The sequence below is a fragment of the Rhodoferax sp. genome, assembly GCF_012927445.1.
In the GTDB taxonomy this organism is placed as follows: Bacteria; Pseudomonadota; Gammaproteobacteria; order Burkholderiales; family Burkholderiaceae_C; genus Rhodoferax.
Map to the genome: position 1 here is coordinate 19,352 of NZ_JABBPD010000009.1, position 10,866 is coordinate 30,217.

At 54.8% G+C, this 10,866-nt stretch carries 11 protein-coding genes; 7 read left to right on the forward strand and 4 right to left on the reverse strand.

The genetic code is table 11. From position 1 onward, the window contains the following. Window positions 1–32: 32 nt before the first annotated feature. Window positions 33–662 carry a response regulator transcription factor gene (locus HHJ17_RS18500; RefSeq protein WP_296500661.1) on the reverse strand — a complete coding sequence of 210 codons (630 nt, stop codon included), beginning with the start codon at window positions 660–662 and terminating at the stop codon, window positions 33–35. Between the two features lies 1 nt (window position 663). Then, window positions 664–1,776 carry a response regulator gene (locus HHJ17_RS18505; RefSeq protein ID WP_296506870.1) on the reverse strand — a complete coding sequence of 371 codons (1,113 nt, stop codon included), beginning with the start codon at window positions 1,774–1,776 and terminating at the stop codon, window positions 664–666. 203 nt (window positions 1,777–1,979) lie between these two features. Here HHJ17_RS18505 and HHJ17_RS18510 point away from each other — a divergent pair, with 203 nt between their 5' ends. The 7 genes from HHJ17_RS18510 (at window position 1,980) to HHJ17_RS18540 (ending at window position 8,362) form a co-directional block, all read left to right on the forward strand. Beyond that, window positions 1,980–2,423, forward strand: a complete 444-nt coding sequence (locus HHJ17_RS18510) for a hypothetical protein (RefSeq protein WP_296500659.1) — start codon at window positions 1,980–1,982, stop codon at window positions 2,421–2,423. A 42-nt stretch (window positions 2,424–2,465) separates the two neighbouring features. Further along, the gene (locus HHJ17_RS18515) at window positions 2,466–2,828 is read left to right on the forward strand and encodes a response regulator (RefSeq protein ID WP_296500656.1); all 363 of its coding nucleotides are present in this window, start codon (window positions 2,466–2,468) and stop codon (window positions 2,826–2,828) included. A gap of 47 nt (window positions 2,829–2,875) precedes the next feature. Next, window positions 2,876–5,056 carry a chemotaxis protein CheW gene (locus tag HHJ17_RS18520; protein WP_296500654.1) on the forward strand — a complete coding sequence of 727 codons (2,181 nt, stop codon included), beginning with the start codon at window positions 2,876–2,878 and terminating at the stop codon, window positions 5,054–5,056. Window positions 5,057–5,081: 25 nt separating this feature from the next. Next, window positions 5,082–5,570 carry a chemotaxis protein CheW gene (locus tag HHJ17_RS18525; RefSeq protein ID WP_296500652.1) on the forward strand — a complete coding sequence of 163 codons (489 nt, stop codon included), beginning with the start codon at window positions 5,082–5,084 and terminating at the stop codon, window positions 5,568–5,570. Between the two features lie 59 nt (window positions 5,571–5,629). Continuing rightward, window positions 5,630–6,496: a CheR family methyltransferase gene (locus HHJ17_RS18530; RefSeq protein WP_296500650.1), complete on the forward strand. Its 867-nt coding sequence runs from the start codon at window positions 5,630–5,632 to the stop codon at window positions 6,494–6,496. 62 nt (window positions 6,497–6,558) lie between these two features. Further along, window positions 6,559–7,263 carry a chemoreceptor glutamine deamidase CheD gene (gene cheD / locus HHJ17_RS18535; RefSeq protein WP_296500648.1) on the forward strand — a complete coding sequence of 235 codons (705 nt, stop codon included), beginning with the start codon at window positions 6,559–6,561 and terminating at the stop codon, window positions 7,261–7,263. A 10-nt stretch (window positions 7,264–7,273) separates the two neighbouring features. Then, complete coding sequence (locus HHJ17_RS18540) at window positions 7,274–8,362, forward strand: chemotaxis response regulator protein-glutamate methylesterase (protein ID WP_296500646.1); 1,089 nt, start codon at window positions 7,274–7,276, stop codon at window positions 8,360–8,362. A 1-nt stretch (window position 8,363) separates the two neighbouring features. Here HHJ17_RS18540 and HHJ17_RS18545 read toward each other — a convergent pair whose 3' ends face one another. Both HHJ17_RS18545 and HHJ17_RS18550 read right to left on the reverse strand, forming a co-directional pair. Further along, the gene (locus HHJ17_RS18545; protein ID WP_296500645.1) at window positions 8,364–10,253 is read right to left on the reverse strand and encodes an ATP-binding cassette domain-containing protein; all 1,890 of its coding nucleotides are present in this window, start codon (window positions 10,251–10,253) and stop codon (window positions 8,364–8,366) included. A gap of 150 nt (window positions 10,254–10,403) precedes the next feature. Further along, window positions 10,404–10,866 (reverse strand): hypothetical protein (locus HHJ17_RS18550; protein WP_296500644.1); only part of this gene is annotated, 463 nt, incomplete at its 5' end.

Genomic DNA, 10,866 nt, shown 5'->3' on the forward strand with positions numbered 1-10,866 from the left:
TCTCGAGATGCTTAGGATTTCCCTGCAAGACTTCAAACGAGTTCGTTGCGAATGGCGTACACCGTTAGTTCAGCGTTGTTGGTGAGCTTTAATTTTTCCAGGACGCGCGCGCGGTACACACTGACGGTTTTGGGGCTGAGCATGAGTTCCTCTGCAATGTCGGACAGGCGCTTGCCAGACGCTATTTTCAGTAACGTTTGAAGTTCACGTTCCGACAGTGAAGCGTGCAATGTGGTGTTTTCAGGCGTGTTCAAGCTGTCGACCAGCATGTGGGCGACTTCTGGGGTCACGTACTTGCGTCCCTGGGCGACGGTTCGCACGGCGGTGATCAGGTCAGCCGGTTCGCCCGCCTTGTTCAGGTAGCCCTGTGCGCCCGCTCGAAGACAGCGAATGGCGTACTGGTCTTCGGGATACATGGAAACGATCAGCACCTTGATCGGCGAATTGGCTTCCCGTAGGCTGGATAACACCTCCAGCCCGCCGCGCCCGGGTAGATTCAGGTCCAGGACAAGGACATCACAGGGCGAAATTCGCATGGCTTCGCGAACCTCCGCGTAGCTTCCTGCTTCAGCGGTGACTTGAATGTCGACCGCTTCAGACAGCGTTTCCCGGATGCCACGGCGAATCATGGCGTGATCGTCGCAAAGAATAACGCGAATCATCTCAATCGTTTTCCTGTTGGGTATCTGAATGTGCAGGCGATAAGGGTACGGAAAGAATAATGGAAGTTCCTGTGTTGCCGTTACTGCTGACGTCTAACCAGCCGCCCACTGTTTTTGCTCGTTCATGAAGTCCGCGCAGGCCAAACGACTTTGGCTTGTTGTGCTCGGATGGCAAGATGCCTTTGCCGTTGTCTTTTACTTCAAGCGTCAATACATTTTCGGCGTCTGAAAGGTCAATGGTGACTTGGCTGCAATTTGCATGCTTGGCAATATTGGTCAAGGCTTCCTGTACCGTTCGATAGGCAACTAATTGGACAGCCTTGGACAGCGAGTCTTTTTCCTGAAAGACATGCACTGTTGTTTCTATAGCGGTACGTTTCATGAAGCTCTCCGCCAGCCATTGAACTGCTGCGACCAAACCCTGATCCAGAATGGCCGGGCGCAGATTCATCATGATGCGTTGACTGGCCTCCAGCGCATGTTGCAGCATCTCTGTAGCGGCTGTGACGTGTCCTTTTGTTACGGAATCCGTTGTGTGTCGGCCTATCCAGGATAGATCAAACTTCACAGCGGCCAGAGCGCCGCCAATGTCGTCGTGGATTTCGCGTGCAATTGCAGCGCGCTCCTGTTCCATGGTCATCTGCAAATGTTCGGCAAAATCTGCGAGCCGCTGTTCAGATAGGGCCAGTTCAATGTCAGCTTTTTCTTTTGCTCGACGGATGCTGTGAACCTCGATAGAGCGGCGGATAACCTGCGCCAACTTGCTCAGATCATCCTTTGCCAGGTAGTCGCTAATCCCGGTTTTGATGGCTGAAACAGCGGCCGGCTCACCGATGGCGCCCGAAAGCAGGATAAAAGGAGGCTGCTGGATCTGTTGTTGCAGAAGGTGCCAGGCATCCAGGGCCGTAAACCCAGGCAGTCGGTAATCCGCCAGAATGACGTCAAATTTGAATTCTTGAATCTGCCGCCTGAACTCTGCCAACGTTTCTACCCGTTCCAGTTCGCAATGCTCTCCCGACTTGTGTAAAGCACGGCGCACAAGCTCATGGTCAACTGCCGAATCTTCCAGATGAAGAATTCGCAATGGGTGGGGTGGGAGATCGTCTTGCTGCATGGTGAACAGGCTCATTGTCGACGATCGGCTCAGATTGAGACGGCCGGTTCATGGCTGGGTTGATGACGTCTGTTATTTTGTTCGCAACATGCTTGATTATTTCAATTAGGATAGAAATCCTGCTAACCTTGTACCGGATAGAGTTCCAGCGTCGCAGAAATCGTGGGTGACACGGTGCTTCGCTGAAGAAATTGGATTTAAGAATGCAACCGAACCAGACAACATCATCAGTTCCCGCTGTACAGCTACCTGTGATGCTGGTGGCGGAAGTGCAGGATTCTCTTCTTGTTGTTGTGCACGATTTGAATCGTCTCGATGGGCTACTGGCTCATACAATGACAAACCTGATGGAGCGGTTTACTTGTGCCAGTGCAAACTTGGCTGATCCGGTGCTGGTGGCGTCCAAAGAACTGGATGCTGTTCGAAGCGCCCTGAGGGCCGCTGTAACTGAATTGCAGTTTCAGGACATGGCATCGCAACTGATTGTTCATACGTCCAAGATACTGCAGGGCTGCGCTTATCGATTGGCCTCTGAATCAATGGGGCTCGAAGATGGCGAGGCCGTTCCGTTTGTCGAGGACGTCCCTGAGCGCCCCAATCCGGTAACTCAAGACGAAATGTACGCTGGCTCCATAGAGCTTTTTTAAACGTTTTCTATTAACTTACAACTGAAATTGTCGGAGCTCCAAATGCCTTTAATACTCGCTGTAGACGACTCTCCGTCCATGCGCAAGATGGTGTCGTTTACTTTAACCGGGGCTGGTTACCTGGTTGTAGAGGCGGTTGATGGTGTTGATGCCTATGAAAAGGCCCAGGCTCAATCATTCGATCTGGTGTTGACGGACCAAAATATGCCTCGACTGGATGGCCTGGGCTTAACCCGGAAGTTAAGGGAACACCCGCAATTCAAAACCACCCCCATTCTGATGTTGACCACCGAGTCGAGTGACCTCATGAAGCAGGCTGGGCGCGCGGCAGGGGCCACGGGTTGGTTGGTGAAGCCGTTTGACCCGGCTCGACTGCTTGAAGTCATAAAAAAAGTGATCAAGTAGCTCGCTGAACGAGCGTCGGGTGAATACACATAATATTGGAGATTGCAATGTCGGAAGCGCATCAAGAAGGTAGTGGGTCAGGTGTTGATTTTGACCTGAGTCAGTTTTATCAGATATTTTTTGAAGAGGCTGGGGAAAATCTCGATTTGATGGAGCACATGCTGCTCAGCCTGAATCTTGAGACGGCCGATGATGAAGAGTTGAATGGTGTTTTCCGTTGTGCTCACTCCGTCAAAGGCGGCGCTGCAACGTTCGGGTTTTCGGATGTTGCGGAGTTGACGCATCAAATGGAGTCCTTGCTGGATCGCTTGCGTCGACACGAATTGCAGCCCAACGCTGCCATGGTCGATGTGTTGCTCGAGTCGGCGGATGCGGCGCGTGGACTTTTGGCTCGGCATCAGGCGGGTGGTGAGGGCGATTCACCGCCAACTGCTGACTTGGTGCGTCGCATCAGCGTGTTGGCTTCTGGTCAGGTTCCTTCACCGCAAGCCAGTGCAGTATCTGTTCAGCAGATTGCGATACCCGTTATCGAGGTCGTTCAGCCGGTAGTTGTGGTGGTGCAGGCCGTCAACAAGCCATCAAAAACAACACGTTCTCTTGAAATTCGAATTGGGCCACTGGATCATCCAGAGCAAGCAGATGCCATCAAGGAGTTGTTTCGAGACATTCCTGGTCTGGGCGACATCACGGCGTTGCCCTGTACTCAAACGGACAGCCGTCTTTTTGCGGTTGAAACGTCATCTTCAGATGAAGATTTGCTGGATTTGTTTGCGTTTCACGTTTCACGGGCACAGGTATCTATCAAGGAGCTTGATGACGTAACCGTAGCGCCTGAACTCAGCTCTGGACTTTTCGATGGAGCGATTGGTGCGACCACGAAGGGTTCCTATGATGATGATCCACCGCCGGGCGCGCCATTGGCTCCGTTGCCGGGATTCGGTTTTTTTGATGGTGCGCCAGGCGCACCGATGCCTGCTGTGAGCGTTGGTGGTGTGGTGACGTCTGCCGGATCAACAGCGCCTGCCCGGGTGGGTGTCAAGCCCGCTGCCTCCATTGTGCAGCCAGAGGCCGCGACGATCCGGGTTGCCATCAGCAAGGTTGATCAACTGATTAACTTGGTGGGGGAGCTGGTCATTACACAAGCCATGCTGGCTCAAAATAGTCGGGCACTGGACCCCGCGCTTTACCAACAACTGTTGACTGGATTGACGGATCTTGACCGGAATACGCGAGATTTGCAGGAGTCGGTGATGTCGATTCGGATGATTCCGATGTCCATCGTCTTCAGCCGTTTTCCGCGGATGTTGCGTGATCTGGCCAGCAAACTGGGCAAGAAGGTCGATTTTGTGACGCAGGGCGAAGCGACCGAGCTTGATAAAGGTTTGGTGGAAAAGATTACCGATCCATTGACGCATTTGGTGCGCAATAGTTGTGACCATGGCATTGAAATGCCGGCGGATCGGCTTCGTGCTGGAAAATCTGAAACCGGAACGATTACCTTGTCCGCAGCCCATCAGGGCGGCTCCATCGTGATTGAGGTGCGGGACGACGGTCGTGGCATGTCGCGTGAAAAGATTTTGGCCAAAGCCCGTGAGCGTGGGATGGATGTATCAGATCAAATGCCAGACTCTGAAGTCTGGATGCTGATCTTTGCGCCCGGTTTCTCCACGGCAGACGTGGTGACGGATGTGTCCGGGCGCGGTGTCGGCATGGACGTAGTAAAGCGCAATATTGCCGCCTTGAATGGTACGGTGGAGATTGATTCCTCAGAAGGCTATGGCATGAAGGTGTCCATTCGTTTGCCCCTGACATTGGCCATCATGGATGGCATGTCGGTTGGTGTGGGCAATGAGGTCTACATTCTGCCGCTGTCGTCGGTGGTGGAGTCGTTCCAGGTGAAGTCCGATGCCGTCAGCACAGTCGGACAGGGCGCGCAATTGGTCAAAGTGCGCGACGAATACATGCCGGTGATCGAGTTGGAAAAAGTATTTCAAGTGCCCCGCTTTGACTTTGAAAAGTCCAGCGACATCATGGTCGTGATTGAGGCCGATGGCTGTCGGGTTGCCCTGTTGGTGGACGAGTTGCTCGGCCAGCAGCAGGTGGTGGTGAAAAACCTGGAGTCAAATTACCGCAAAGTTCCCAATATATCGGGCGCTACCATTCTGGGCGACGGCAAGGTGGCGCTCATTCTGGATACAGGCGCGCTGGTTCGCCGCTCACGCCACTAAACCCCACGATCAGAAGGAGAACAAGATGGGTGCAATGGAAAAAATTGGCGAAATGTCCGCAACTGGTGCGCGCGAGTACTTGACCTTCCGACTCGACCAGGAAGAGTATGGCATCGACATTTTGAAGGTTCAGGAAATCCGTGGCTACGAGCCACCAACCCGCATTGCCAATGCCCCTAATTTCATCAAAGGGGTGGTTAATTTGCGGGGCACGATTGTTCCGATCGTTGACATGCGGTTGAAGTTCAATTGCGCAAAGGTCGAATACAACTCCTTCACGGTCGTCATTATTTTGAATCTGCACAATCGAATTGTGGGCATCGTGGTGGATTCGGTCAGTGATGTGATGGAACTCCCGGCCGAGAGCCTGAAGGCGGCGCCGGACGTCGACAGCGTGATTGACAGCGACTCAGTTTTGGGCCTCGGTTCGCTGGGAGATCGTATGCTGATCCTGCTGGACATCGAAAAACTGATGTCAGGCCTCGACATGGAATTGGCTCCTGATGTCGTGTAAGCGCGGTCCAAGCAATGTTTTAAGGCAACATGTCACTCGTCGCTAGAAGCGCTCGTCCCATGGCTTCGGCTCAGGCACCGGCGGGCGATTCTTCCGATGTCGGTGGTGCAGGTATGCAGGGGCGTGAGTTCGTGTGGACGGATGCAGATTTTGATCGGGTGCAAACCTTGATTTATCAGCGAGCTGGTATCAGTCTGCACGATGGCAAGCACGCGATGGTGTACAGCCGTTTGTCTCGGCGTCTGCGCGATACCGGTCATCAGAGTTTCAAAGACTACTTGGGCTGGCTGGAAACGCATGACGGCCCCGAATGGCAGGAATTCGTCAATGCCTTGACCACGAATCTGACCTCGTTTTTCCGTGAACAACACCATTTCGAGATTCTCGCAACGCACTTGAAATCGAGGCCTGCGGGTACCGCCTGGCGGGTTTGGTGCAATGCCGCATCGACCGGGGAAGAGCCTTACTCCATTGTCATGACCGCCATGGAGGCCCTTGGCCCGAAGGCCAACTTTGCCTTGACGGCCAGCGACATTGACTCCAAGGTCTTGGCTTCTGCCGCGCAAGGCGTGTACCGGCTTGAGTGCCTCAAGGGCGTCAATGAAGCGCGGATGCAGCGCTTTTTTCTGCGCGGCAAAGGGGCGAATGAAGGTATGGCGCGTGTCAAACCCGAGTTGCAACGCCTGATCCAGTTCATCAGTGTGAATTTGATTCGGGATGACTGGCCATTTCGTGAGCCGTTCGACATTGTTTTCTGTCGCAACGTCATGATTTATTTTGATGCGCCAACCCAGCGCAAGGTGCTCGAGCGCATCCATCGCGTGATGGCGCCGGGCGGCTTGCTGTTTGTGGGGCATGCGGAAAATTTCAGCGAGTCGCGGGATTTATTTGTTCTTCGAGGCAAGACGGTCTATGAGCGCCGTTAAGTTTTCATGACTAAAGAGCGTCGTTGTTGTATGTCAGCGCTCAAAATGACTGCAAGGCCTACATGAATTTCCCCCAATCCGGCGCAGGCGGTTTGTCTGGCCGTCCTGCTGTCGTCTCTGCCGCACCGAAAATATTGACGGGTGGTCGAATTTCGCGTGTTGATCAACTCAAGGCGCAAGCCCGCAATCCCGGTGAAGCTTCCTTTTTTTACCACGATCATCATTTTCAATATGACGCGGTGAAGGTGTTGCCGGGTGAGTATTTTGTTTCCAGCGAAGATATTGTCGTCATGACGGTTTTAGGCTCCTGTATCTCGGCTTGTTTATGGGATGGCAAGGTGCGCACCGGGGGAATGAATCACTTTATGCTGCCGGATGGCGACAGTGCCGACGGTTTTGGCCGTTATGGCTCTTACGCCATGGAACTGCTGATCAATGAAATGTTGAAAAAAGGCGCTCGTCGCGAGACGATGCAAGCCAAAATATTTGGCGGGGCACAGGTCATGGCGGGTTTCACCACCATGAACGTTGGCGAACGGAACACGAAGTTTGTGCTGGATTACCTCGCGACGGAACGTATTCCGGTGGTGTCGCAGGACGTGTTGGATATTCACCCGCGCAAGGTTTGTTTTTTCCCGGTGACGGGCAAAGCGCTGGTCAAACGCCTGGCCCATTCGCATCCAGAAACGTTGGCTGTGGAAGAACGCAAAGGCAATGCGGCGATCGTTGCCAAGACGACTTCGGGTGGTTCGGTGGACTTGTTTTGAGGATCTTGAATTGAAGAAAATTCGAGTACTGGTGGTCGATGATTCGGCGTTGGTGCGGAGCTTGTTGGCCGAAATCATCAATCGGCAACCCGACATGGAATGCATTGGCTCTGCCAATGACCCCCTGATCGCCCGTGAGATGATTCGCGAACTCAATCCGGATGTCCTGACCTTGGATATTGAGATGCCGCGCATGGATGGGATCGATTTTCTGGGCCGGCTGATGCGCCTGCGCCCGATGCCGGTGGTCATGATTTCGACCCTGACCGAGCGCGGGGCCGAAGTCACGATGAAGGCGCTGGAATTGGGCGCGGTTGATTTTGTCTCCAAACCCAGAATTGGCGTGGCCGACGGGTTGAGTGAGTTGTCAGCTCAGATTGTGGATAAGGTACGCATTGCCTCTGCTGCGCATATCAAACGGATGGTGGCTCCACCCGCTTTTGTCGCCTCGACATCCGGTGGGGCGGCGCCCGTCCGTGCGCCGGTGGCTTTCATCGGGCGGGTGTCGACCGAGAAACTGATTTGTATTGGTGCCTCAACCGGTGGCACCGAGGCGATCAAGGAGATCTTGACGCGTCTGCCGGCGGACTCGCCCGGTATCGTGATCACCCAGCACATGCCGCCGGGTTTCACCACCAGTTTTGCCGCCCGCCTGAACAGCTTGTGCCAGATCACGGTGCAGGAAGCGGTGCATGGCGAGCGCATCCTGCCGGGGCACGCCTACATCGCCCCCGGTGGCAAGCAGTTCCGGGTGGACCGCAGCGGCGCCAATTATGTGGCAGTGGTGGAAGACGGCGAGCCGGTCAATCGGCACAAACCGTCGGTCGAGGTCCTGTTCAAATCAGCCGCCAGCGTGGTCGGGCGTAATGCGTATGGCGTCATGCTGACCGGCATGGGCAACGATGGCGCCAAGGCAATGCGCGAAATGAAAGACGCCGGTAGCTACAACTTCGTGCAGGACGAGGCCTCCTGCATCGTCTTCGGCATGCCGCGCGAGGCCATTCTGCATGGCGCCGCTGACGAAGTGTTGCCCCTCACCGCGATCGCGCCCGCGCTGATTGCCAAGCTCAGCAGCGCGACGGACCGTTACCGGGTGTGAGTTAACTGCCGGAGAGTTCTTCCCAGCGAGCCATGGCAGTCAGCATGTCTTCTTCAATCGCCGCGTCACGCGCATACAGTTCGGTTGCACGCGCCGGGTCTTTCGCATAGAGGTTGGCGTCCGCCAACTCGGCGTGCAAGGCGGCCTGCTCCTGTTCCAGCGCGTCAATTTTTGCTTGCAAGCTGTCGAGTTCGCGCTGCGCTTTGTTGCTGAGCTTTTGCGGCGTCAAAATCTTCTTGCTGTCCGTGGATTTAGTGTATTTTTCGCCTCTGGCCCCCGTCTGTTGTGCGCCAGCAGCTACTGAATTCATAGCGGATTGAATTTCCTTGCTGCGTTTGGACTGAATCAGCCAATCCTGCACACCGCCTTCGTATTCACGCCACAGACCGTTACCTTCACACGCAATCGTGCTGGTGACCACGTTGTCCAGGAAGGTGCGGTCGTGGCTGACCAAAAACACGGTGCCCTCATAGCTTTGCAGCAACTCTTCCAGCAATTCCAGGGTCTCAATGTCCAGGTCATTGGTGGGCTCGTCCAGCACCAAGACATTGGCCGGGCGGGCAAACAGGCGCGCCAGCAGCAGTCGGTTACGCTCACCACCCGACAGCGAACGCACTGGGGAGTTGGCGCGGGCCGGCGAAAACAGGAAGTCGCCCAAGTAGCTTTTGACGTGCTTGCGCTGGTTGCCGATCTCAATCCACTCGCTCCCTGGACTGATAAAGTCCACCAGCGTAGCATCCAGATCCAGCGCATTGCGCATCTGGTCGAAGTAGGCGACCTGCAGGTTGGCGCCTTGGCGAATCTTGCCGCTGTCGGGGACCAATTCACCCAAGATGAGCTTGAGCAGCGTGGTTTTGCCAGCGCCGTTGGGCCCGAGCAAACCAATTTTGTCACCCCGCATGACGGTGGCGCTGAAGTCTTTGATGATGACTTTGTCGCCGAAGGACAGGCTGGCCTCCGTCAACTCCGCCACCAGTTTGCCGCCCAGTGCGCCAGAAGCCACGTCCATTTTCACGCTGCCAACGGCTTCGCGATGTGCCCGGCGGCTGGCGCGCAGGTCTTCCAGGCGGCCAATGCGGCTCTGACTGCGGGTGCGCCGGGCCTCGACGCCCTTTCGAATCCAGACCTCTTCCTGCGCCAGCAACTTGTCGGCTTTGGCGCTGATCACCGCTTCTTGTGCATTTTGATCCTCTTTGAGGATCAAATACTGGGCAAAATTGCCCTCATAGGAGCGCAACTTGCCGCGGTCCAGTTCCACAATGCGCGTGGCCACCCGGTCCAGGAAAGCTCGGTCGTGGGTAATGGTGACGACGCTACCTTTGAAGGCAATCAGCAGATCTTCCAGCCATTCGATCGAGTCCAGATCCAGGTGGTTGGTCGGTTCATCCAGCAGCAACACGTCCGGCTGGGCGACCAAGGCCTGCGCCAAGGCAACACGCTTTTTGGTGCCTCCGGACAGCGTGCTGATGATGGCGTTTTCGTCCAGATGCAGGCGGTGCAGCGTCTCCGTCACGCGTTGCTCCCAGTTCCAGCCGTCTTGCGCTTCAATCGCGCTTTGCAGGGCGTCCAAGTCGCCCTCACCTTGGCAATATTGATCAATTAGGGCGATAACCCCCGAGATACCTGCGCTCGCAGCTACAAAAACAGTAGCATCTGGGTCAAGCAGGGGTTCTTGCGCCACGTACGCCAGCCGCAAGTTTTGTTGTAACTGCAGGGTGCCATCGTCGGCTTTTTCAAGTCCGGCCAAGATTTTAAGAAATGATGTTTTGCCCGTGCCATTGCGACCGATCACGCCAACGCGCTCGCCGGTTTCGAGTGCAAAGTCAGTGTGATCGAGGAGCGCCACATGCCCAAAAGCAAGTTGGGCGTTTAGAAAGGTAATAAGTGCCATATAGGCGACGATTATCCTTCTGCTCGGTGAACAGTGCTTTCAGCCGTTGTGTCTGGCTTGGAAGCGAGCGATCACGATCGGCCCCAAATGGGTGTTTTTGCCTCTTCATCATGAGGAGCACATGATGTAGCACAAACTAAAAGGTGGCCGTCATTTAGCTGGGTGTGGAGGCTTGTATACCTCTGCTCTGGGTTTTATTGGTGAACTGAATAGGATGGGGCCGAATACGGCTTCGGTAGCCGTTGCACGCGGCGAGTGACCCGCGAGAGGCGATGGTGAGGTCGTCTGGTTGTGCGTCAGGCGGGTGACTTCGGTCGCATAGAAACCCTGAATCGCATGGCACGATAGCCAGTCCACATCCGCTGCAAGACGCGTGGCTTGCTGAACAGATAGACCACTGCTATTGGTGGCATGGCATATTGATGGCTGCGTCGCATTGTTGACAAAGATGCATAAGCAGACTGGCAGTCGAGTGGGGTAAAGAAAGTTCGTGAAAGGCAAATAAAGCGTGCCATAATCTAAGGCTTCGCTCATGAAACGTATGTAAATATGTAGCGCTAGCGAAGGTGTTGTGAGTGTCAAGTTCACATCAATTTGCTGGGTGGTTTTTGAT

Coding starts and splice junctions, on each gene's coding strand:
- HHJ17_RS18510 (WP_296500659.1), top strand. CDS start 1,980: ATGCAACCGAACCAGACAACATCATCAGTTCCCGCTGTACAGCTACCT.
- cheD (WP_296500648.1), top strand. CDS start 6,559: ATGAATTTCCCCCAATCCGGCGCAGGCGGTTTGTCTGGCCGTCCTGCT.
- HHJ17_RS18545 (WP_296500645.1), bottom strand. CDS start 10,253: ATGGCACTTATTACCTTTCTAAACGCCCAACTTGCTTTTGGGCATGTG.
- HHJ17_RS18505 (WP_296506870.1), bottom strand. CDS start 1,776: ATGCAGCAAGACGATCTCCCACCCCACCCATTGCGAATTCTTCATCTG.
- HHJ17_RS18520 (WP_296500654.1), top strand. CDS start 2,876: ATGTCGGAAGCGCATCAAGAAGGTAGTGGGTCAGGTGTTGATTTTGAC.
- HHJ17_RS18500 (WP_296500661.1), bottom strand. CDS start 662: ATGATTCGCGTTATTCTTTGCGACGATCACGCCATGATTCGCCGTGGC.
- HHJ17_RS18525 (WP_296500652.1), top strand. CDS start 5,082: ATGGGTGCAATGGAAAAAATTGGCGAAATGTCCGCAACTGGTGCGCGC.
- HHJ17_RS18530 (WP_296500650.1), top strand. CDS start 5,630: ATGGCTTCGGCTCAGGCACCGGCGGGCGATTCTTCCGATGTCGGTGGT.
- HHJ17_RS18515 (WP_296500656.1), top strand. CDS start 2,466: ATGCCTTTAATACTCGCTGTAGACGACTCTCCGTCCATGCGCAAGATG.